This is a genomic window from Gordonia sp. YC-XJ4 (genome assembly GCF_059511865.1).
Genome location: NZ_CM183447.1, coordinates 3,646,055 through 3,668,239, shown reverse-complemented (window position 1 = coordinate 3,668,239; position 22,185 = coordinate 3,646,055). Strand labels below are relative to the sequence as shown.

Here is a 22,185-nt window from a genome sequence, read left to right as displayed (position 1 = left end):
CACGGGTCTGTGCGTCGCCTTAGGCTCGCCGCCATGAGTGACACCTCACGAACACCGCGTCGGGCCGGCGCCGAGGACTCTCACGCCCGCTCCCGGCGCCGCTCGGCACTCGACCGACTCTCCGGGCTCGAGCGCGTCACCGACGGTGCGCTCGCACCCGTCGAACTCGATGATCCGGCGCCGCAGGGCAATTCCGACGCACACCCCGGCGGCGACCCGTCGCCGATGCGGACCGCGGTCGACGACGGGTGGGGTGCGGTGGCACTGCCGGGTTGGCTCGATCCGGTCGCCACCGATCCCGCCCCGGTCCGCTCCAAGCCCGCCGGGACCGCTTCCGCCCGTGTGGGCAACCCTGGGGTGGGCGGCGACCCGCACTCCGACGATGACCCAGGTGCCCATCCCGACGACCCCCATCTCGACGACCCCCATCTCGACGACCCCCATCTCGACGACGACGTCGAGGACGGACTCGACGACCGGCCGCGCCGCCGCTTCGCCGTCGCCCCGCCGGCCGCGATCGCCATCATTCTCGTCGGCGTCGTGGCATGTGTGATCGCCGGATTCGGCCTGTTCGGCGATTCCGGAGAGGCACCCGCGGTGGACTTCGGCGCACCGGGCGGGCCGGCCACGTCGTCGAACCCCTCGGATGTCACGTCCGCACCGTCGCGCGCATCCGCCTCGGGTGCGGGGCAGCCACCTGCCGCCAATGCACAGGTGGTGGTCAGTGTCGTCGGACTGGTGCACCGGCCAGGTCTGGTCCGACTCCACAGCGACGCCCGGATCGCCGACGCACTCGCCGCCGCCGGCGGCACGCGTGAGGGCGCCGACACGGTCTCGTTGAACCTGGCGCAGCCCGTTCGCGACGGTGACCAGATCCTCGTGGGTTACGCGGCGCAGGAGGGCAGGCTCGCATTGCGCAGCGCGGTCGTGGCCTCGGGCGGCGCATCCGCCGCCGGAACCCCGGTCCCGTCGGGGACCGGTGCCCCCGGAGGGTCGGCCTCGGCAGGTGGGGGCTCGCCGGCCCCGGCCGCCGCCGCCGGGAATCCGGGCGGTCTGGTCAATCTGAACACCGCATCGGAGTCCGAACTCGACGCGCTACCCGGCGTCGGTCCGGTCACCGCGCAGGCGATCATCGACTACCGCACGCGCAACGGCACTTTCAGCTCCGTCGATCAGCTCGGCGAGGTCGACGGGATCGGTCCGTCCCGGTTGGCCAAGCTGCGCGGCCTGGTGACGGTGTGAATGCGTGATCAGGATCTGCGCCTGCTGTCGCCGGCGGTGGTGGTGTGGATCATCACGGCGGTATGCCTCGGCGCCACGGTGCGCATGGCGGTGATGATCGCGGTGTCCTCGACGGTGGTCGCGGTCGTCGTCGCGCTGATGTGGCGGACGCGTCGCCTGCGGTGGGAGATCGCCGGCCCGGCAGTGGTGTGTGCGGTGCTCGCTGCCACGTGTGCGACGGCGATGGCGTTGCGGCTGGAAATCCGTGACCGTCATCCGGTGCACGAGATGCGCGGCAAGGCGACGATGTGGCTGACGCTGCGTGAGGACCCGGTGGCGTTCGGTCCCGCCGCGGCGGGGATGGTGCGGGCCCGGGTCGAGATCGACGCCGTCGCACGGCGATCGGTGTCCACGGCAGCGGCCGAACTCGTTGGTCGGGCACAGTCATGGGCGGGTGTGCTTCCGGGGCAACGTGTGCGGGTCCTGGTGACCGTACGTCCGCCGCCGCCGGGAGAACTCGTCGTCGCGCGGGTGACGGAGTCGGGGGCACCGACGTTGCTGGGACGGCCCCCGCCGCACCAGCGGGTCGCCGGTCACATCCGGGAACGGTTGCAGCGCAGCGCCGTACGGGCGTTGTCGCCGGAGGCGTCGGGATTGTTCCCGGGTCTGGTCCTCGGCGACGAGAGCGCGCTGTCGTCGGAGGTTCGCGACGACTTCCGGGCTGCCGGTCTGCTCCATCTGACCGCGGTCTCCGGCGCCAACTTCGCGGTGGTGTGCGGCGCGGTGATCTTCGCGTTCCGGTTGGCCGGCGCGTCACCGAAGGTCGTGGCCGTCGCCGGTGCCCTGACGATCGTCGGCTTCGTCATCCTCGTGCGTCCGTCACCGAGCGTGCTGCGCGCGGCGATGATGGGTGGGGTGGGCCTGCTGGCATTGCTGAGTTCGCGGCGTTCGCAGGCGTTGCCCGCGCTCGGCGCGGCCGTCATCGGGGGCGTGTTGTGGTGGCCGGAGCTGGCCCGAGAACCGGGATTCGTGCTGTCGGTCGTTGCCACGGCGGGCCTCGTGATGGTCGCCCCGGGTATCCGGGATGCGCTGCGCGCGGTCCGGGTGCCCGCCGGGATCGCCGAGGTGACGGCGATGGCCGTTGCCGCCGCGGTGACCACCTCCCCGATGATCGCGTACCTGTCCGGCACCCTCAGTCTGGTCACCGTGCTGGCGAACGTGGCGGTTGCGCCCGTGGTGGCCGTCGTCGGGATCGTCGGCACCGCGGCAGCGCTGATCGGGGCGTTCGGAAGGGTGGACGGAATCCCGATGATGGTGTCGGAGTTGCTGATCCGCGCCATGGCACCGGAGGTGTGGTGGATGATCACGTGTGCCGATCGCCTCGGGTCGTGGCGGTGGGCGGTGATCGGGATACCGGAGGGCTGGCCCGGGGTGATGGTGTCGCTGATGTGCTCGGCCGTGATCGTCGCCGTCGCTGCGGCGGTCCGCCACATCGACGCCGACTCGGTGCGGATCGCGGTGCTGCGGTGTCGGCGGGGTCTGGCACGATGGGGCCCGTGACCGAACGTCTGCATCTGCTCCTCGGGGACGACGACTTCCTCACCGGCCGTGTCATCGACGATGTGGTGGCGCAGCGGTCGGCGGCAGCCGGGACCGACGTCCCGGTGACCAGGGTGCGTGCCGGTGACGTCACCGGCCCGGAACTCGCGGAATTGCTGAGCCCGTCGTTGTTCGCCGACGAGCGGGTGGTGGTCGTCGAGTCGGCTGCCGATGCCGGTAAGCAGCCGGCGGCGCTGATCTCCGAGACGGCACGGGCGCTGCCCGAGGGCATCACCCTGCTGGTGATCCACACGGGGGGAGGCCGCGCGAAGTCGCTTGCCACGGATCTTCGCAAGGCCGACGCCACGGTGCACGAGTGTGTGGCGCCGCGGTGGCCGTCGGAGCGTATGACGTTTGTCCGCAACGAGTTCCGGACCCTGGGAGTGCGGGTCTCCAACGATGTGGTGGAGGTGATCGTCGAATCCGTCGGCGCCCAGTTGCGTGAACTGGCGGCCGCGTGCAGCCAGCTCGTCGCCGATACCGGCGGCAAGGTCGACGAGGAGTCGGTGCGGCTGTACTACCAGGGCCGCCCGGAGGTGAGTGGCTTCGAGGTCGCCGACAAGGCGGTTGCCGGAGACCGCGCGGGTGCACTCGAGTCACTGGCGTGGGCGTTGCACCACGGTGTCCCGCGGGTGCTGCTGGCCGATGCCTTGGCCGAGGCGGTGCATGCGATCGCGCGTGTGCGTGCCCTCGGGAACGTCGATGCCTCCGCGGCAGCCGAATTGGGCATGTCGCCGCGCCGGGTGAAGAACGCCCAGGCCCAGGGGCGGGCGTGGGATTCGGAGTCGATTGCCGCGGCGGTGGTGGTCGTCGCCGCACTCAACGGGGATGTCAAGGGACAGGCCGCGGACGCGGATTTCGCGTTGACCGATGCGGTGGTCCGGGTCGCGGGACTGCGACCCGCGGGTCGCCGACGCGCGGGGTAGGGGATGGGTGACGACCCACGCACTTCACCCCGGTGACCGCGTGGGGATCACCGGGGTGAAGTGCAGGAGAAGAAACGCCTCGAATCCCTCCGGGCCGCAGCAGCCGTTTCAGGCGCTCGCAGTCGGGAAGGCGTGCCGGCGAATCAGATCGCGCTGACCAGTCAGGGTTGCAGACGGTTCAGGGCTTGCTGACGGTTCAGAGCTTGTTGAGGGCGAGTGCCATCGCCGACTTCTTGTTGGCGGCCTGGTTGGCGTGGATGACGCCCTTGCTGGCGGCCTTGTCGAGCTTGCGGCTGGTGGTCACCAGCAGCTCGCCGGCCTTGTCCTTGTCGCCGGCGTCCACGGCCTCACGGAAACCGCGGATCGCGGTGCGCAGGGACGACTTGACCGACTGGTTGCGCTGCCGACGGATCTCGTTGGTGCGGTTGCGCTTGACCTGGGACTTGATGTTTGCCACGCGTATGTACCTCGTCTGTGTAGTTCGTGTGTCTGGTGTTCGTGCTTTTCGGTCGTGTCTCGTCGGGTTGCGATGAACCCGACGAACCCCGATCGGTGATCGATGGGCTCGGGCCGGATCTCCAGACGCTCCCGAGCAGGCCGGACCCGATTCCGATGGTCGGGGTCGGGCGACACTGCGACAGCGATCGAGTTTACCAGCCGGACACCTGCCCCCAAAATCGCGGCGGGCGATCGGTTGGCGTGGCCTCGTGGACAGCTCACCGGCGAGCCGAACCGGCAGCCGATACCCAGCATCGCTTCAGCGGCATCGGAGATATCGGGCACTATCCTGACGGTCATCATGTCCGTCGTCTACATCCACATCGGGTTGCCCAAGACCGGTACCACGCACCTACAGGATCGGCTCTGGCACAACCGTGACCTCGCCCTGCAGGAGTCGGGGCTGCTGTACCCGGGCAACGAGATCTCCGACCACTTCCACGCCGCCGCACATCTGCAGCCCGACCGCTACCTCGACTGGGTCGATCCGGCCCATGCGCGGACGTGGGCGTCGATGGTCGGGCAGATGCGACCGTGGCCCCAGACCTCGTTGGTCTCCCACGAACTGTTCGCCACCGCCACCGTCGATCAGGCGCGGCGCCTCGTCGCGGATCTGTCTTTCGCCGACGAGGTCCATGTCATCGCGACCGTCCGAGATCTGGCGCGTCAGTTGCCGTCGGTCTGGCAGGAGAACGTCAAGAACCAGCGTCGTGCCTCGTTCGACGAGTTCGTGACCTCGGTGCGGGCACATGCGGCGTCGCCGGACCGTGGGGGCGGGGAGCCCGGTGACCTGCCGGAGGAGGAGCCGTTCTGGGAGTTCCAGGATCATGTGCGCATATTGGCCCGCTGGTCGGAGGTGGTCGGCGCCGAGCGGGTGCACGTGGTGACCGTGCCACGCATCCGTGGTGGCGGCGACGGTCTGTGGGAGCGATTCCTGTCGGTGCTCGGTGTCGACCCGGCACCGTTGACCGTTCCGGTCCCGAACCTCAACACGTCTCTGTCGGCGGCCCAGACCGAGATGCTGCGCCTGCTCAACACCCGGTTGCAGCCCGACGTCGTGGAGTGGCAGCGATACGAGCGGGTCCTCAAGGAGCAGGTCGTCGCCCACATCATGTCGGGCCGGTCCGATGGTGCTCCGCACGGTTTGTCAGACGAACAGCGGGCATGGGCTGCGGATCGATCCGCAGAGATGATCACCGGGCTGCGATCTGCGGGCTACCCGGTGGTCGGCTCGCTCGACGACCTGCAGGTGCCGCGCGAGCTCGACGACGCCGCGGCGGCACCGCAGGCCGAGGAGGTCCTCACTGCGGCACTCGACACATTGGCCGAGATGATCATCCGGGCGCCGATGCCGGTGACACGCCCGGCCGCGCAAACGCGTGCGATGAATCTGGTGCGGCGCGCGCGCCGACGGGTCCTGGCCCTACGGCGCTCGATCGGCGGCTGAGTCCCGCGTCGGCCGATCACCCGGGTCGGCGAGGGTGTCGGGGTCCGCGGACCACCATGCCGAATCGTTGAATCTGAGGCAACATGTCAGGTTATGAGCCCTGCACCGACGGAAACGCCCGCGAAGAAGGCGCGTAAGACCTCTTCGGCGAAGACGACCGCGAATCGGACGTCGACCGCGAAACCGGACGGCAAGCCGGCGTCGAATGGGCGGACGGGCCGGGCGAAGACCGCCACCACCTCCGTAAAGCCCACGGAAACAGGGATTTTCGCGGATTACGAGGTGGCGAAGTCCTTCGGTGTGGCCTACGACGAGATGTTCGATCACCAGGGTGAGGTCCGGTCGGCCTACCGGGGGATCTTCAAGGTGATGGCCGAATCCGAGCGTGCCGACATCGAGGGCCGTATCGACGCGCTCGGTCGCGCCTTCATCGACCAGGGCATCACCTTTTCCCTCTCTGGAAAGGAACGACCGTTCCCGTTGGACGTTGTGCCGCGGGTGATTTCGGCATCGGAATGGTCCAAACTCGAAGCCGGTATCACCCAGCGCGTGCAGGCGCTCGAGTTGTTTCTCGACGACGTCTACGGCGAGCAGGAGATCCTGCGCGACGGGGTTCTGCCCAAGCGGCTCGTGCATTCCTGTGAGCACTTCCACCGGCAGGCCGCAAACATCCGGCCGCCCAACGGCGTCCGAATCCACGTCGCCGGAATCGACCTGATCCGCGACGCCAACGGCGATTTCCGGGTACTCGAGGACAATCTGCGGTCTCCGTCGGGTGTGTCGTACGTGATGGAGAACCGGCGCACCATGGCCCGGGTGTTCCCGGACCTGTTCTCCTCGCACAAGGTCCGCGCGGTTGCCGATTATCCGAGCCATCTGCTGCGGGCGCTACGGGCCTCGGCGGCCTTCAACGAGGCCGACCCGAACATCGTGGTCCTCACCCCGGGCGTGGCCAACTCGGCCTACTTCGAGCACTCACTGCTCGCTCGACTGATGGGCGTCGAACTCGTCGAGGGACGTGACCTGTTCTGCCGCGACAACGTCGTCTACATGCGCACCACCGAGGGCGAGCAGCGTGTCGACGTCATCTACCGGCGCATCGACGACGACTTCCTCGATCCGATGCAGTTCCGGCCGGATTCGATGCTCGGGGTCGCCGGCCTGCTCAATGCCGCACGCGCGGGCAACGTGGTGATCTCCTCGGCGGTGGGCAACGGCGTCGGCGACGACAAGCTGATCTACACCTACGTGCCGGAGATCATCGACTACTACCTCGGCGAGAAACCGATCATCGCCAATGTCGACACGCTGCGGTGCTGGCTTCCCGAGGAATGCGAGGAGGTCCTCGACCGCATCGACGAGCTGGTGGTGAAACCCGTTGAGGGATCAGGCGGTTACGGAATCGTCTTCGGTCCCGACGCGACCCGGGCCGAACTCGACACATTGGCCCGCAAGGTGCGCAACGATCCGCGCGGATGGATCGCACAGCCGGTGGTGCAACTGTCGACGGTGCCGACCAAGGCCGGCGACAACCTGAGCCCGCGTCACGTCGACCTGCGTCCGTTCGCGGTCAACGACGGCGAATCGGTGTGGGTGCTGCCCGGCGGGCTGACCCGGGTGGCGTTGCCGGAGGGATCGCTGGTCGTCAACTCCAGTCAGGGCGGTGGGTCGAAGGACACCTGGGTGCTCGCGACCCGTAGCTCCGAGGGCGAACGAGAACTCGCCGGTGCCAAGGTCGTCACCAAGAGCGGTGTCGCCGCGGCCCGGCCCGCCGAGAGCGCACCGGACCCGCTGGTGGCACAAACCCAACAGCAGCAACAACAGCAAGGTGTCGGCATGCACTCGGCGCAGACACAGACACTGGGTTCGATGACCCAGACCCAGATGACCCAGACCCAGATGACCCAGACCCAGCCGTCACCAGTGGTGCCGACCCAGGACGGTGATGCCCGATGATGTTGGCCCGCAACGCCGAATCGCTCTACTGGATCGGGCGATACGTCGAGCGTGCCGACGACATGGCACGTCTGCTCGACGTCGCGATCCACCAATTGCTCGAGGATGCCACCGCCGACGTCGACTCGTCGGTGCGGCTGGTCATCCAGGTCCTGGGACTCGACGCGCCCGCCAGTGAAACCGATCTCGATGTCTGGTCGCTGACCGAACGCGTCGCCTACGCCAAGGAGTCGACCGGATCGATCGTCGACCTGATCCGCTCGGCCCGCGAGAATGCCAGGGGCGCACGCGAAGTCACCTCGAGTGAGATGTGGGAGTGTCTCAACACCACCTATAACGGTCTGGCCGACGCCGAGCGCCGATCCCGCCGCCTGGGTCCCCATGAATTCTTGTCGTATGTGAAGAATCGCGCCGCGATGTTCGCCGGACTCGCCGACGCCACGCTCAGCCACGACGACGGATACCGCTACCTGCTGCTGGGTCGGTCGGTGGAGCGGGTCGACATGACCATCCGCATGCTGCTCGCGCGCGCCGGGGACCGCGCCGGTTCGCCCGCGTGGGTCAACGTGCTGGTGTCCGCGGGTGCGCACGACACCTTCCTGCGGACGTACCGCGGCGTCATCAACGCCGAGAACATCGTCGAATTCATGTTGCTGGACCGGCTTTTCCCGCGGTCGGTGTTCCATGCACTCAGCGTCGCCGAACACAATCTGGCGGATCTGGAGAAGGGCCCGAGCCGCACCGGCGCCCAGGCCGAGGCGCTGCTCCTGCTCGGGCGGGCGCGCAGCTCGCTGGAGTTCCTGGAGCCGGGCGATCTGCTCGATGGATTGCAGGAGCGCCTGCTCGATCTGCAGGACACCTGTCGTGCGGTCAACGAGGCGGTCACCGCCCAGTACTTCCATGTGTCGCCGTACGTGTCGTGGGCCGATGCCCGCGTCAGCGACGGTGAGGAACATGTCATCGAGGAGAGTGAACTGTGAGCTGGCGACTGAGGGTCGTGCATTCGACGGGCTTCGCCTACCAGAGCCCGGTCACCTCGTCCTACAACGAGGCCCGGCTGACACCGCGCAGCGACAGCAGGCAGAACGTCATCGTCAACCGTGTGGAGACCGTCCCGGCGACCCGCTCGTACCGCTACACCGACTACTGGGGAACCGCGGTCACCGCCTTCGATCTGCACGCGCCGCACGAGGAACTCGAGGTCTCGGGAATGTCGGTGGTGGAAACCGAACCCGGCGAACGCCCGGAGGACGACCGCAAACGTGAGTGGGACGGTATCCGCAACGAGGAGGTCGAGGACCGCTACGACGAGGCGCTGTCGAACACGCCGTATGTGCCCCGCAACCGCAGTCTGGTGGCGACCGCCAAGCGGCTGACCAAGGGCCTCGATCCCGAAGAGGCCGTCGAGGCGGTGTGCCGCTACGTCTACGACGAGATGCAGTACGTCCCGGGTACCACCGGTGTGCACACCACCGCGGTCGACGCGTGGAACGAGCGCAAGGGCGTGTGCCAGGACTACGCGCACCTGACCCTGCTGATGTTGCGCGGTCTGGGTATCCCGTCCCGCTACGTCTCGGGGTATCTGCATCCGAAACCCAATGCGGCCGTGGACAAGACGGTCGAAGGTCAGAGCCATGCGTGGATCGAGGCCTGGACCGGTGGGTGGTGGGGATTCGACCCGACCAACTTCACCGAGATCACCGAACAGCACGTGTCGGTGGGCGTGGGTCGTGACTACTCCGACGTCTCGCCGCTCAAGGGCATCTACACCGGTGGTCAGGCCACAGACCTCGATGTCGTCGTGGAGATCACGCGGCTGGCGTGATCACCGCCAGCCGAATCGATCGCGCAGTTGCGTTGCGACCCTGTCGAATCGGGCTCGGTCCAGGATCGCGCCCTCGCGTCGGATGCCGTCGGCGTCGACGACGAGCACGCGGTCGAGGCGGATGAAGCTCTCGCGATGTTCGGAGTCCCAGCTACCCGCGCCGATCGAGAGCCAGGTGTCGTCGTCGCGGTGATGATCCTTGCTGGACAGCATGAGTGCGAGGACGTGCCCCGCTGTGCCGCTGCCGGCCTCGGCTGTGGGGTTCTCGGCCGGGTCGCGGCCGACGACGAGTATCGGCCGATCCTTGCCCTGTGACGGATCTTCCTCGAATTCGACCCAGGTCCAGACGATTTCACCGGGATCGGCATCCCCGTCGAGGTCGGGGGAGTAGCTGATGGATCTGGCCACCTCGGCGGTGGGGCGCATCGTGCGGCGGCTCATGCGTCGATCTGCCATCATGCGCCGATCTCCCGGAGCAGGAAGTGCTCGACCGCGTCGGCGGCGAGGGGAGCTGTCGGTTTCTTCGTCGGATCGAGGCTGTGGCCCGCCTTGGCGATCTCCACCAGCCGGGTCGGGGCGGGGATCAGGTCGATCGCCGCGCCGATCTCGTCGGTCGTGGCGAACGGATCGGTGCTGCCGTGCACGACGAGCGTCGGGACGGTGATCGACGGCAGGTGCTCGGTGCGGGCCTTCTCGGGTTTTCCCGGTGGATGCAACGGGTAGGAGCTCAACAACAGGCCGTCGGCCACCTCAGCGCCGTCCTCGGCGAGAACCATCGAGGCCTGCCGACCGCCGTAGGAGTGCCCGCCAACGATCAGCGGGCCCGCCGACAACGACCGAAAGGTCGCGCAGGCGGCACGTATACCGTCGCGGTCGGCGGCCGCGGTCGAGGGACTCGGCGGCCCCTTGGGGCGGCGCTGACGGTAGGGCAGGTCGATCCGGGCCACGGCGAATCCGCGGCCGGCGAGTTCACTCGCGTAGGCGAGCAGGATCGCGGTGTCCCGGTTGCCCCCGGCGCCGTGTGCCAGGACGACGCTCGCCCGCGGCGTCTGCTCGGGATGATGGATGGTCGCCACGACCGAGCCCTCGTCGTAGGGTTCGGTTCCGGTGTTCGCCGCCACAGCGACACGGTATCGCGGGGCAGGCGCTGGGCGCTGTCGGCGGTCAGAAGAGCGCTGTCGAGGGTGGAGCGGGCGCTGTCGGGGGTTGCGTGGTGATCGGGTCGGGTCCGCACCGAGGTCGTGTGGGACCGAGGTCATGAGAAACTGGTACGACGCAGCACCGTGTTACCACCGAGGAGTAGTCCGATTCCCACCTTCGCCGACACCACGTTCACCGATCCCGCGCAGATCAGGAACTTCTGCATCATCGCGCACATCGACCACGGGAAGTCCACCCTCGCCGATCGGATGTTGCAGCTCACCGGGGTGGTCTCGGATCGGGACATGCGGGCGCAGTACCTCGACCGGATGGACATCGAACGCGAGCGCGGCATCACCATCAAGGCACAGAACGTCCGGCTGCCGTGGACGGTGACCGGTGCCGACGGCACCGACGAGAAGTACGTGCTGCACCTCATCGACACCCCCGGCCACGTCGACTTCACCTATGAGGTGTCGCGCGCGCTCGAGGCCTGCGAGGGTGCCGTGCTGTTGGTCGACGCCGCGCAGGGTATCGAGGCGCAGACGTTGGCCAATCTCTACCTCGCGATGGACAACGACCTGACCATCATCCCGGTGCTCAACAAGATCGACCTGCCCGCGGCCGATCCCGATCGCTACGCCGCCGAGATCGCCCACATCATCGGGTGCGAGGCCGACGAGGTGCTGCGGGTCTCGGGTAAGACCGGCGCGGGTGTGCCTGCGCTGCTCGACGAGGTGATCCGCCAGGTCCCGGCGCCGCAGGGCGACCCGGACGCACCGGCGCGCGCGATGATCTTCGACTCCGTCTACGACACCTATCGGGGCGTCGTCACCTATGTGCGTGTGGTCGACGGCGCGATCGTGCCGCGCGAGAAGATCGCGATGATGTCCACCGGCGCCACCCACGAACTGCTCGAGGTCGGCATCGTCTCCCCCGAGCCCAAGCCGTCCAAGGGGCTCGGCGTCGGTGAGGTCGGTTACCTGATCACCGGTGTGAAAGATGTGCGGCAGTCCAAGGTCGGCGACACCGTGACCACGGCCCGGCACGGTGCCGAAGAGCCGCTCACCGGATATCGCGAGCCTCGACCGATGGTCTACTCCGGCCTGTATCCGGTGGACGGATCCGACTACCCGGTGCTCCGCGATGCGCTGGACAAACTGCAGCTCAACGACGCTGCGCTCACCTATGACCCGGAGACCTCGGTCGCCCTCGGGTTCGGGTTCCGCTGCGGGTTCCTCGGCCTGCTGCACATGGAGATCACCCGTGAGCGACTCGAGCGCGAATTCGATCTCGACCTCATCTCGACGGCACCCAACGTGGTGTACCGGGTGGTCATGGAAGACGGCGCCGAGCACATCGTCACCAACCCGTCGGATTGGCCGGAAGGTAAGGCGCGCAACATCTTCGAGCCCATCGTCAAGACCACGATCATCGCGCCGAGTGAGTTCATCGGCGCCATCATGGAGTTGTGCCAGTCGCGGCGCGGCGAACTCGGCGGCATGGACTATCTCTCGGAGACCCGGGTGGAGATGCGCTACACCATGCCGATGGCCGAAATCATCTTCGACTTCTTCGATTCGTTGAAATCCCGGACCCGCGGATACGCGAGTCTCGACTACGAGGAGGCCGGTGAGCAGGAGGCCGATCTGGTCAAGGTGGACATCTTGTTGCAGGGCGAGGCGGTCGACGCCTTCAGTGCGATCGTGCACCGCGATGCCGCCTACACCTACGGCAACAAGATGGCGATCAAACTCAAGGAGCTCATCCCGCGCCAGCAGTACGAGGTGCCGATCCAGGCCGCCATCGGGTCGAAGATCATTGCGCGCGAGAACATTCGAGCGATCCGTAAGGACGTGCTGGCCAAATGCTACGGCGGCGACATCAGCCGTAAACGCAAACTGCTCGAGAAGCAGAAAGAGGGCAAGAAGCGCATGAAGACCATCGGGCGGGTCGACGTGCCGCAGGAGGCTTTCGTGGCGGCGTTGTCCACCGATTCGCAGGGCGACAAGCCGAAGGGGAAATGATGACCGCCGGTGGACCGAGTATGAATCCCGTTCTCGCGGAAAGCGATTTACCGCACGGACTGCCAGACTTCGCGTCGATCTCCGACGAGGACTTCCTGCCCGCCTTCACCGAGGCCATGGGCACCCACCTCGACGAGGTCGCGGCGATCGCCGACAACCCGCAACCGCCGACCTTCGCCAACACCGTTGAGGCGCTCGAGTTGTCGGGCCGCGATCTGGCCCGCGCCGCGGGTGTCTTCTTCAACCTCGTCGGCCCCGACACCAATCCGCGGCGCAACGAGATCTCCCAGGAGTTGTCCACGCGGCTGACCGATCACGCGAACACCATCGCGATGAACCCGGCGCTGTTCGCCCGGATCTCGGACCTGCACGGGCGCGCCGAGGAACTCGGACTGACCGAGCCGCAGCGCCGTCTCCTCGACAAGAGTTACCGCGATGCCGTACGCGCGGGTGCGGGTCTCGATGCGTCCGGGCAGACCCAGATGCGTGAGATCTCTTCGCGCCTGGCGTATCTGACGACCACGTTCTCACAGAAGATCCTCGACGACACCAATGCCTCGGCGGTGCTCGTCGACGACGTCTCCCGGCTCGACGGGCTCGGTGCCGGCCAGATCGCCTCGGCGCGGCGTGCCGCGGCCGAGGCCGGTCACGAGTCCGGCTACCTGATCAGCCTGGAACTGCCCACGAGTCAGTCCGTGCTGACCGAACTGTCCGATCCGCGGACCCGGCAGCGGGTCTTCGACGCCTCGATCTCCCGATGCGCGCGCGACAACGAGTTCGACACGCGGGAGTTGCTGCGCGAGATCGTCGTGCTGCGTGCCCGGCGCGCACAACTGCTCGGCTATCGCGATCACGCCGACTATGTGATCGCCGAGCAGACCGCGCCCGATGCGACGGCCGTGGAGCAGTTGCTGACCGAGTTGATCGGCTCGGCGAGCACCGCGGGGGAGCGGGAGATCGCCGCGCTGACCGAGTTTGCACGCGGCGTCGACCCGGACGTCCGGATCGGTGCCGCCGACCTCACCTATTGGCTTGCGCGGCAACGTCGTTCACGTTCCGAGGTGGATCTCGACGCATTCGCCGACTACTGCGAGCTCGACACCGTGATCACGCGCGGTGTGTTCTACGCGGCGGGTGTCCTCTACGGGTTGAGCTTCACCGAGCGCCCGGATCTGCGCGCCTACCACCCCGATGTGCGCATCTGGGAGGTCTTCGACGAGTCCGGCGCCGGCATCGGACTGTTCCTGGGTGACTATTTCGCGCGGCCGTCCAAGCGGGGCGGGGCGTGGATGAACAACATCGTCGATCAGTCGTCTCTGCTCGCGACCCAACCCGTCATCGTCAACGTGTTGAACATCCCCAAACCCGATGCGGGACAACACGCTCTGCTGAGCATCGATCAGCTGACCACGCTGTTCCACGAGTTCGGCCACGCAGTGCACGGCCTGCTCTCGGCCGTGGCGTATCCGTCGCAGTCGGGGACGTCGGTGCCGCGGGACTTCGTCGAATTCCCCTCGCAGGTCAACGAGATGTGGGCGTTGCACCCCGATGTCCTCGCCCACTATGCGCGCCACCACGAGACGGGGGAGCCGATTCCCGCCGAACTCGCCGACGCCGCACGGGCCAACGCGGGTGCCGACACCGCCCACGGCACCATCGAGTATCTCGCCGCGTCGGCACTCGATCTGGCCTGGCACCGACTGTCGGTCGCCGACGCCGAGGCGGTCGACGACGTCGAGGCATTCGAGAGGCAAGCCCTGCGCGCCGCCGGCATCGGGACCGACCTGATCCCACCCCGCTACCGCAGCGCCTACTTCAATCACATCTTCGGCGGCGGTTACTCGGCCGGCTACTACTCCTACATCTGGTCGGAGGTGCTCGACGCCGAGACCGAACGGTGGTTCCTCGCCGAGGGCGGTTTGCGCCGGGAGAACGGTGCCCGCTTTGCCGCCTCGACGCTGTCCCGCGGCAACAGCGTGGATCCGCTTGTGTCGCATGAGGAGTTGATCGGACACAAGCCCGAAATCGGGCCGTTGATGCGACGGCGCGGGCTGGTCACCGAGGACGTGTGACCAGCCGCCGGTGAGCTGGTGGTGGGCCGCTCACCAGAACGCCATCGCATGTTCGATCGGCATTCGCCTGCTCGACCCTCGGGGCGCCGACTCTGGGATACCCGGCGTCGAGAGGGTTTGCCATGGTCGAGAACGGTCACGCCTACAACAGTGTCTGGCAACTGCGCGGCGATCTGTGGTGCCGCCTCGACGAAGCGGCCGATCGTCTCAATCGCCCGGATACCGTCGGCGAGCGGCGTGAGCGATATCTGGAGATCTGTCGCGGTCTGATCACCGAACTGGCCACGCTCGAACCCTATTGGGCTTTTCCGGGTCCGTCGCGTTTCGCGCGACTGCAGCGCCGTTTCGGCTCCGGGGATCATCGTCACTTCGGCAAGATGGTGGCCGACATCAACAATGCGTTGACCACGGAGTCCTACCGTCACCGAGACGCAGACGCCATGGCCGACAAGGATGCGGGAATGTTCCCGACCGATCCTCGTGAGATCGAGCATCGACCGGTGAATGCGCAGGGCCAGTTGTACTTCGAGGTCCTGGTTGTCGAGTCGATGACCGAGGCGGCCGAACGTGCGTTGCGAGAAGAGGTCCGCAGCTGGCGCCGCCCCGACGATCAGTGTGCCTACGAGCTCGTCGTCGTCGGAAGCGGCGAGGAGGCGATGATCGCTGCTCGGCTCAACGCGAACCTGCAGGCGGTGGTGATCCGTCGCCGGTTCTCGCACGCGTCCGCCCGAGATCTCACCGGCCTCGACGACTTCGTCGATCGTGAGTTGTCCGAGTCGTTGGCGCAACACCTCTCACCCGAGGAACGCGCGCAGATCCTGGCCGGCGCACTGAGTGGTCTGCGACCCGAACTCGACCTCTACCTGATGACCGAGATCGAGGTCGAGGACATGGCGGGCAGGCTCGGCGCACACTTCCGCCGGGTATTCCATGCCCGCGAGGGCGTTCTGGAGTTGCACCTGAGTCTGTTGCATGGTGTTGCCGAGCGCTACCGGACGCCGTTCTTCAGCGCACTGAAGGAATACAGTCACCGACCCACGGGGGTTTTCCACGCCCTGCCCATTTCCCAGGGCAAGTCGATCGTGGGGTCGCATTGGATTCAGGACATGGTGAGTTTCTACGGGCTCAATGTGTTCATGGCCGAGACATCGGCGACGTGCGGGGGTCTCGATTCGCTCCTCGAACCGACCGGGCCGCTGCGCGACGCGCAGGAACTGGCCGGCAAGATCTACGGCAGTAGGCACACGTACTTCGTCACCAACGGCACATCGACCGCCAACAAGATCGTGACCCAGTCGCTCGTTGCGCCGGGCGACATCGTGCTGCTCGACCGCAACTGCCACCAGTCCCACCATTACGGCATGCTGCTCGCCGGCGCGCAGGTGACCTATCTCGAAGCCTATCCGCTGCCCGATTTCTCGATGTACGGCGCGGTACCGATGCAGGAGATCAAGGGCAAGCTCCTTGCGCTTCGTCGTGCCGGGAAACTGGATCGGGTCAAGCTGATCTCGCTCACCAACTGCACGTTCGACGGCATCGTCTACGATCCGATTCGCGTCATGGAGGAATGTCTCGCGATCAAGCCCGACCTCGTATTCCTTTGGGACGAAGCGTGGTTCGCGTTCGCCCGCTTCCATCCGGTCTACCGCAACCGGACCGCGATGCACAGTGCGGCCGAACTTCGTCGGCGTTTCGCCGATCCGGGGTACCGGGCGTCCTACGAGGACCACCTCTCCGCACACTCCGAGGTCACCGACGAGGAATTGCTGCGCACGAGGTTGCGGCCCGACCCAGCCCTCGCACGAGTCCGGGTGTACGCGACGCAATCCACCCACAAGACGTTGACGTCGTTGCGACAGGGTTCGATGATCCACGTCTTCGACCAGGACTTCGACCAGAAGGTTGCCGAGGCATTCCACGAGGCCTATATGGCACACACCTCGACCTCGCCGAATTACCAGATCCTCGCGTCATTGGATCTCGGTCGACGCCAGGTGGCGCTCGAAGGTGTCGAACTCGTCCAGCGGCAGATCGAGAACGCAATGCGCCTTCGCGATGCCATCGACAACCATCCGTTGCTGGCACGCTACGTCCGGTGTCTGCGCACGAGTGACCTCATCCCGGTCGCCCATCGGCCCTCACGCATCGATCAGCCGTTACGGTCGGGCCTACGGAACATGCAAACCGCATGGAGCCAAGACGAATTCGTCCTCGACCCGTCGCGGATCACCTTTTCCATCGGGCGCACCGGTTACGACGGTGACACCTTCAAGCGTGAACAACTGATGGATCGGTACGGGGTCCAGATCAACAAGACCTCGCGCAACACCGTGTTGTTCATGACCAACATCGGCACCACACGAAGCTCGGTGGCCTTCCTCGTCGAAGTGATGGTCAACATCGTCCGGGAGCTCGACGAGAACGTCGAGGAGATGGGGATCGATGAGCGCGCGCGATTCGAGCAGACGGTCCGCCGGCTGACCGAACGAGCGCCCGCAATGCCCGACTTCAGCGGATTCCACCCGGCTTTCCGCGACACCTCCGGCACCGAACAGACACCGGAAGGTGACGTGCGTTGCGTACCGCGTTCTACCTCGCCTATGACGACGCCAATTGCGAATACCTCTCGGCCGACAAGATTCTCGAGCGGATCGCCTCGGGACGGGACGTGGTGTCGGCGACCTTCGTCACCCCCTACCCACCCGGGTTCCCCGTCCTCGTGCCCGGGCAGGTCTTCAGTGCGAACATCCTCGAATTCATCACCACGCTCGACACCCCCGAGATCCACGGCTACCGGCCAGACTTCGGCTATCGGGTCTACACCGAGAAGGCGATCGAGAATCTGCTGGCGACCCGTGGGGCGCCGGACCCGAGCGTCGTGAGCGGGTGAGCGCCTCGGTGCTCGTGGTCGCGGTGCTCGTGGTCGGGGTACTCGTGGTCCAATGAATCCATGGCTTCCGGGTCCGTCGAGGCACGCCAGGATCTGACGCGCTACGCGCTGCTCAGTATCGTCACCGCGATCGTGGTGATCGTCATGAAGCTGCTCGCGTGGCGGATCAGCGGATCGGTCGGTCTGCTGTCCGATGCCCTCGAGTCACTGGTCAACCTGGCGGCGGCGATCGCGGCATTCCTCGCGCTGCGGGTCGTCGCGCGTCCCGCCGATGCCGAGCACAACTTCGGCCATTCCAAGGCCGAGTACTTCTCGGCGGTGTTCGAGGGGGTGCTCATCGTCGCGGCCGCCGTGGCGATCGTCGTCGCGGCAGCCGAGCGACTCGCCCACCCGGCCGAACTCGAGTCGGTGGGGCTGGGTCTGCTGATCTCGGTGGCCGCCACGGTCCTCAACGGTGCGGTCGCGGTGCTGTTGCTGCGAGCGGCCAAGCGGTATCGGTCGATGACACTGGAAGCCGATGGCAAACATCTGCTGACCGATGTGTGGACGACGGTCGGGGTGGTCGTCGGTGTGTTCCTGGTTCTGGTGACCGGATGGCAGCCGCTGGATTCGATCGTGGCGATCCTGGTTGCGATCAACATCTTGTTCGTCGGCGGGCGCCTGGTATGGCGATCCGGTGACGGACTGCTCGATGCGGCGCTGCCCGCCGCCGACCTGGTGAAGATCTCCGGCGTCCTCGACCGATTCCGTTCGGAGAAGGTCGATTTCCACGACGTCCGCACCCGCGAGGCCGGTCACGAGCGATTCGTCCAGTTGCACATGCTCGTGCCGGGCGAATGGACGATCGATCGCGGCCACGACCTCGCCGAGGCGGTGGAGGACGAACTGCACGCGACTCTCGACCACCTTCGGGTCACGATTCACATGGAGCCGATCGACGACCCACGCGCCTACGAACCCTGGCGGCTGGACGCACCGGACTGAGTCGACCGGGTCGGGGCCTATGATGGCGAACGGCCCGGGGCAGGCGCCGAGCGAGACCGGATCGCACGATCCACGAATTCGAATCACGCTGATCAAAACCCCGGGACGATCGGCGACAGATGAGGTGATCACTGGTGAAGGGGCTACTCGCCTGGTGGGACGGAGTGGAGGAATGGCTGACCGGCCTGGCCTTCGTCCCACAGCTCCTGGTCACCCTCGTGGTGTTGGTGCCGTGCGCGATCCTCGTGGCCATCGCACTGAACGCGCTGGTCGACGGCGTGATGTCGGTGATCGATCGTCGTCGGTTCGCCGATGACGACAGGAAGGGTTTGTAGTCGGTGATCCGTTCACGTGTGACCTGGGCGTTGCTGGCGCTCATCGTTCTGGTCCTGTTGGCCTGGCTCTTGACTCGATAGCATCGTCGCTCGACGGTGTAAAGGGGTGGTGGGTGATGCTCGGCCCACCCGTCTTGCGCGTTGCTAGCGTGAGTCGGTCCGCCGGACGGCACGGACCCACCGACGTGGTGGATGTCCGCCGCCCGGCGAGCGCGATTCATGCCCAGCCCGGTCATGCCCGTCATGGCCACCTCAGTCACGGAGGAACGTGTGCCCAGCAGTGCTGTCACCGTCACGCGACGCAGCACACCGGTGCTGGTGTGTCTGCTGGCCCTCGCGATGGTCCTGATCTCCGGGTGCGCCGGCGGTTCCACCGACGAACCCGACGGAGTCGACATCTCCAGCGGCAGCCGACACCTCGACCTGGTGGCGTATGCGACGCCCAAATCGGGATTCGACCACATCATCCCGGCGTTCCGGGCAACCTCCGCAGGCGCCGACATCGGCTTCTCGGCCTCCTATGGGGCCTCCGGGGACCAGTCCCGCAAGGTCGCGCGCCGCGTGCCCGCCGACGTCGTGAACCTCTCCGTCGAGCCCGACATCACCCGCCTGGTGAAAGCCGGTCTGGTGGACAAGGACTGGAAGACCCAATTCCCGTACAACAGCACGCCATTCGGTTCGGTCGTGGCGCTCGTGGTGCGCAAGGGCAACCCGAAGAACATCCACAACTGGAACGACCTGCTGAAGCCCGGGGTGCAGGTGGTGACCCCGAATCCCGGTAGCTCGGGTTCGGCCAAATGGAATCTGCTCGCGCCGTACGCGGCGATGAGCGACGGCGGCCGCAACCCGCAGGCCGGTCTCGACTACGTCGCCCAGCTCGTCCGTGACCATGTGCGTGTGGTCCCCAAATCGGGTCGCGAGGCCACCACGGCCTTCGAGCAGGGGCAGGGCGATGTGCTGATCAGCTACGAGAACGAAGCCATCATGCTCGACCGGGCCAACGCCACCGCGAGTCCGCGAAACCAGGTCGAGTACCTCATTCCGCCGCAGACGTTCAAGATCGAGAATCCGGTCGCGATCGTCAACACGACCTCCGACCTCGCCGGCGCCCGCGCGTTTGTCGGCTTCCTGTTCACCGATGAGGCACAACGGATCTGGGCTCAGCAGGGCTTCCGGCCGGTCGTCCCCGCGATCGCCGAGCAGACCCGCGACCTGTTCCCGGGGGCCATCGAGAAGCTGTGGACGATCAAGGAGCTGGGCAAGGTTCTCGGTGCCGGGACCGCCGCGAAGAACGACGGGGTGGATCTCACCGGGTGGAAGGCTGTCGACTCGGCGCTCTTCGGCACCAGTGGGGCGATCACCAAGATCTACGACGCAGGGGGCAGACAGTGACCTCGAACGTCTCGACGACCGATCCCGGTACGGGCGCACCGCCGCCCGACGCCGCGCCGCCCGGCGGATTCCTGGGACGTGCACGCACGTTCACCGGGGTCAGCCCGGCCACCGTGGGGTTGGCCTGGCTGTGGCTCAGCGTCATCGTGCTGCTGCCGCTGGCCGCGATCACCGTGCAGTCCTTCGACGACGGCTGGAGTGGGTTCTGGGACGCCGTCACCGCGCCCGCCGCACTCGACGCCCTATGGATCACCGTGCTCGTCTCGGTGTTCGCGGCGCTGATCAACGTCGTCTTCGGAACCATCATCGCCTGGGTGCTGGTGCGGGATGAGTTCCCCGGCAAGGGATTCGTCAACGCGATCATCGATCTGCCGTTCGCCCTACCGACCATCGTGGCCAGCCTGGTGCTGCTGTCGCTCTACGGTCCCAACAGTCCGATCGACATCCAGCTCAACGCGACCAAACCGGCGCTGGTGATCGCCCTGACGTTCGTCACACTGCCGTTCGTCGTGCGACAGGTGCAGCCGGTGCTGCTCGAACTCGACGTCGACGTCGAAGAGGCCGCCGCGGTTCTCGGCGCGCGCAACTGGACGACGTTCCGCAAGATCGTGCTGCCGGCGCTGCTGCCGTCGATCCTGACCGGGGCGGGGTTGGCCTTCACCCGCGCGATCGGGGAATTCGGTTCGGTGGTCCTCATCGGCGGCAACATTCCCGGCGACACCCAGGTCGCCTCGCAATACATCCAGCAACAGATCGAGATCGATTCGCCGGTCAGCGCCGCGGCGATCTCGGTGGTGCTGTTGCTCATCGCCTTCGTGACCCTGCTGATCCTGCGCATCGCGGGCCGGCGGCAGTCCACCCGGGAGGACGCCGACCGATGAAAGTGTCGCCCCTGACCCGATACGGGCTGCGCGCGATCGCGCTGATCTATCTGTTCATCCTGTTGATCGTGCCGGTCGGCACCATCTTCTATCGCTCCTTCGAACACGGCATCGTGCAGTTCTGGGAATGGATCACCACACCGGCGGCGATCTCGGCGTTGCAGCTGAGCCTGCTGATCGTGGTGATCGTCGTGCCGCTGAACGTGGTCTTCGGTGTGCTGACCGCACTTGCGTTGGCGCGCGGACGATTCCCGGGCAAGGGCGTCCTGCAGGCCGTGGTGGATCTGCCGTTCGCGGTGTCCCCGGTCGTCGCCGGCGTCGCGCTGATCCTGCTGTGGGGGTACGGCGGATGGTTCGGCGGCGTCGAGAGCCTCGGCTTCCGGGTGATCTTCGGTTTCCCGGGATTGGTACTCGCCACCCTGTTCGTCACACTGCCGTTCGTCGCGCGCGAGGTCGAGCCGGTGCTGCGTGAGATCGGCACCGAACAGGAGGAGGCTGCGGCAACCCTGGGAGCCAATGCGTGGCAGGTGTTCTGGCGGATCACCCTGCCCGCCATCCGATGGGGCCTGACCTACGGTGTGGTGCTCACGGTGGCCCGCGCGCTCGGCGAGTACGGCGCCGTCACCATGGTGTCGTCGAACTATCCGGGTATCTCCCAGACGCTGACGCTGTTGGTCAACTCGCGCTACACCGACGACTACAACGAGTTCGGTGCGTACGCGGCGGCGACGCTGTTGATGTTCGTGGCGATCGTCGTGCTGGTGCTGATGTCGCTGATCGAGCGCCGCGCGAAATCCCGTGTCGCCGATGCCAGTGGCACCGGTGCCGACGGTCCGGCCTCGCCCGACACGGTTGTCGAGACCCAACTGACCGTGCCGCACGGTCCGGAGTCGATCGACGCCCATCAGGTGGTCACCGAGCATGTCCACCACGACGCCGCGCCACACGGTTCGACCCCCCGAAATGCCTCTGCCCGTGAGAAAGGCGTGTGA

Annotated in this window: 18 protein-coding genes and 1 pseudogene; 16 read left to right on the top strand and 3 right to left on the bottom strand. The window is 66.8% G+C overall.

The window, feature by feature from the left end; translation table 11 throughout:
- Positions 1-33 precede the first annotated feature (33 nt).
- The 3 genes from AC5ZH6_RS16315 to holA are packed head-to-tail and all read left to right on the top strand — an operon-like array spanning position 34 to position 3,746.
- Positions 34-1,242: a ComEA family DNA-binding protein gene (locus AC5ZH6_RS16315; RefSeq protein WP_288337663.1), complete on the top strand. Its 1,209-nt coding sequence runs from the start codon at positions 34-36 to the stop codon at positions 1,240-1,242.
- The gene (locus tag AC5ZH6_RS16310; protein WP_288337664.1) at positions 1,243-2,781 is read left to right on the top strand and encodes a ComEC/Rec2 family competence protein; all 1,539 of its coding nucleotides are present in this window, start codon (positions 1,243-1,245) and stop codon (positions 2,779-2,781) included.
- A complete protein-coding gene (gene holA / locus AC5ZH6_RS16305) occupies positions 2,769-3,746 on the top strand; it encodes a DNA polymerase III subunit delta (protein WP_026920020.1) in 978 nt (325 codons plus the stop codon). The genes AC5ZH6_RS16310 and holA overlap by 13 nt, the downstream gene beginning before the upstream one ends.
- Positions 3,747-3,942: 196 nt before the next feature.
- Here holA and rpsT read toward each other — a convergent pair whose 3' ends face one another.
- Complete coding sequence (rpsT, locus tag AC5ZH6_RS16300) at positions 3,943-4,203, bottom strand: 30S ribosomal protein S20 (protein ID WP_006370614.1); 261 nt, start codon at positions 4,201-4,203, stop codon at positions 3,943-3,945.
- Between the two features lie 342 nt (positions 4,204-4,545).
- Between rpsT and AC5ZH6_RS16295 the strand changes: the two genes are divergently transcribed.
- From AC5ZH6_RS16295 to AC5ZH6_RS16280, 4 genes are all read left to right on the top strand, one after another.
- Positions 4,546-5,691 carry a sulfotransferase family protein gene (locus AC5ZH6_RS16295; RefSeq protein ID WP_288337665.1) on the top strand — a complete coding sequence of 382 codons (1,146 nt, stop codon included), beginning with the start codon at positions 4,546-4,548 and terminating at the stop codon, positions 5,689-5,691.
- A 315-nt stretch (positions 5,692-6,006) separates the two neighbouring features.
- Positions 6,007-7,647: a circularly permuted type 2 ATP-grasp protein gene (locus AC5ZH6_RS16290; protein ID WP_496169236.1), complete on the top strand. Its 1,641-nt coding sequence runs from the start codon at positions 6,007-6,009 to the stop codon at positions 7,645-7,647.
- Entirely contained in the window at positions 7,644-8,627 is a 984-nt protein-coding gene (locus AC5ZH6_RS16285) for an alpha-E domain-containing protein (RefSeq protein ID WP_006370617.1), read from the top strand. The genes AC5ZH6_RS16290 and AC5ZH6_RS16285 overlap by 4 nt, the downstream gene beginning before the upstream one ends.
- Positions 8,624-9,472: a transglutaminase family protein gene (locus AC5ZH6_RS16280; protein ID WP_006370618.1), complete on the top strand. Its 849-nt coding sequence runs from the start codon at positions 8,624-8,626 to the stop codon at positions 9,470-9,472. Before AC5ZH6_RS16285 ends, AC5ZH6_RS16280 begins: the two co-directional genes overlap by 4 nt.
- Here AC5ZH6_RS16280 and AC5ZH6_RS16275 read toward each other — a convergent pair whose 3' ends face one another.
- Entirely contained in the window at positions 9,473-9,928 is a 456-nt protein-coding gene (locus AC5ZH6_RS16275; protein WP_211544483.1) for a type II toxin-antitoxin system PemK/MazF family toxin, read from the bottom strand.
- Positions 9,928-10,593 carry an alpha/beta hydrolase family protein gene (locus tag AC5ZH6_RS16270; protein ID WP_211544485.1) on the bottom strand — a complete coding sequence of 222 codons (666 nt, stop codon included), beginning with the start codon at positions 10,591-10,593 and terminating at the stop codon, positions 9,928-9,930. Before AC5ZH6_RS16270 ends, AC5ZH6_RS16275 begins: the two co-directional genes overlap by 1 nt.
- A 162-nt stretch (positions 10,594-10,755) precedes the next feature.
- On the opposite strand from AC5ZH6_RS16270, the gene lepA reads away from it, so the two are divergent.
- From lepA to cysW, 9 genes and pseudogenes are all read left to right on the top strand, one after another.
- Positions 10,756-12,639, top strand: a complete 1,884-nt coding sequence (gene lepA / locus AC5ZH6_RS16265; RefSeq protein ID WP_288337668.1) for a translation elongation factor 4 — start codon at positions 10,756-10,758, stop codon at positions 12,637-12,639.
- A complete protein-coding gene (locus AC5ZH6_RS16260; protein WP_496167512.1) occupies positions 12,636-14,711 on the top strand; it encodes a M3 family metallopeptidase in 2,076 nt (691 codons plus the stop codon). The genes lepA and AC5ZH6_RS16260 overlap by 4 nt, the downstream gene beginning before the upstream one ends.
- Before the next feature lie 122 nt (positions 14,712-14,833).
- Positions 14,834-17,014, top strand: a pseudogene (locus AC5ZH6_RS16255) (PLP-dependent aminotransferase family protein); the annotation flags it as partial.
- Positions 17,015-17,379: 365 nt separating this feature from the next.
- The gene (locus AC5ZH6_RS16250) at positions 17,380-17,601 is read left to right on the top strand and encodes an Orn/Lys/Arg family decarboxylase (RefSeq protein WP_496167511.1); all 222 of its coding nucleotides are present in this window, start codon (positions 17,380-17,382) and stop codon (positions 17,599-17,601) included.
- A 60-nt stretch (positions 17,602-17,661) separates the two neighbouring features.
- A complete protein-coding gene (locus AC5ZH6_RS16245; protein ID WP_288335856.1) occupies positions 17,662-18,585 on the top strand; it encodes a cation diffusion facilitator family transporter in 924 nt (307 codons plus the stop codon).
- A gap of 134 nt (positions 18,586-18,719) precedes the next feature.
- On the top strand, positions 18,720-18,920 hold the full coding sequence (locus AC5ZH6_RS16240; protein WP_006370625.1) for a hypothetical protein: 201 nt from the start codon (positions 18,720-18,722) through the stop codon (positions 18,918-18,920).
- 339 nt (positions 18,921-19,259) lie between these two features.
- A complete protein-coding gene (locus AC5ZH6_RS16235) occupies positions 19,260-20,312 on the top strand; it encodes a sulfate ABC transporter substrate-binding protein (RefSeq protein WP_288335887.1) in 1,053 nt (350 codons plus the stop codon).
- Positions 20,309-21,193, top strand: a complete 885-nt coding sequence (cysT, locus tag AC5ZH6_RS16230; RefSeq protein WP_006370627.1) for a sulfate ABC transporter permease subunit CysT — start codon at positions 20,309-20,311, stop codon at positions 21,191-21,193. The genes AC5ZH6_RS16235 and cysT overlap by 4 nt, the downstream gene beginning before the upstream one ends.
- The gene (gene cysW / locus AC5ZH6_RS16225) at positions 21,190-22,185 is read left to right on the top strand and encodes a sulfate ABC transporter permease subunit CysW (protein WP_288335862.1); all 996 of its coding nucleotides are present in this window, start codon (positions 21,190-21,192) and stop codon (positions 22,183-22,185) included. The genes cysT and cysW overlap by 4 nt, the downstream gene beginning before the upstream one ends.

What these genes read in the sequence shown, in the direction of transcription:
- AC5ZH6_RS16315 (WP_288337663.1), top strand. Translation starts at nt 34, where the DNA reads ATGAGTGACACCTCACGAACACCGCGTCGGGCCGGCGCCGAGGACTCT.
- AC5ZH6_RS16310 (WP_288337664.1), top strand. Translation starts at nt 1,243, where the DNA reads ATGCGTGATCAGGATCTGCGCCTGCTGTCGCCGGCGGTGGTGGTGTGG.
- holA (WP_026920020.1), top strand. Translation starts at nt 2,769, where the DNA reads ATGGGGCCCGTGACCGAACGTCTGCATCTGCTCCTCGGGGACGACGAC.
- AC5ZH6_RS16295 (WP_288337665.1), top strand. Translation starts at nt 4,546, where the DNA reads ATGTCCGTCGTCTACATCCACATCGGGTTGCCCAAGACCGGTACCACG.
- AC5ZH6_RS16290 (WP_496169236.1), top strand. Translation starts at nt 6,007, where the DNA reads ATGTTCGATCACCAGGGTGAGGTCCGGTCGGCCTACCGGGGGATCTTC.
- AC5ZH6_RS16285 (WP_006370617.1), top strand. Translation starts at nt 7,644, where the DNA reads ATGATGTTGGCCCGCAACGCCGAATCGCTCTACTGGATCGGGCGATAC.
- AC5ZH6_RS16275 (WP_211544483.1), bottom strand. Translation starts at nt 9,928, where the DNA reads ATGGCAGATCGACGCATGAGCCGCCGCACGATGCGCCCCACCGCCGAG.
- AC5ZH6_RS16260 (WP_496167512.1), top strand. Translation starts at nt 12,636, where the DNA reads ATGATGACCGCCGGTGGACCGAGTATGAATCCCGTTCTCGCGGAAAGC.
- AC5ZH6_RS16245 (WP_288335856.1), top strand. Translation starts at nt 17,662, where the DNA reads ATGGCTTCCGGGTCCGTCGAGGCACGCCAGGATCTGACGCGCTACGCG.
- AC5ZH6_RS16235 (WP_288335887.1), top strand. Translation starts at nt 19,260, where the DNA reads ATGGTCCTGATCTCCGGGTGCGCCGGCGGTTCCACCGACGAACCCGAC.
- cysW (WP_288335862.1), top strand. Translation starts at nt 21,190, where the DNA reads ATGAAAGTGTCGCCCCTGACCCGATACGGGCTGCGCGCGATCGCGCTG.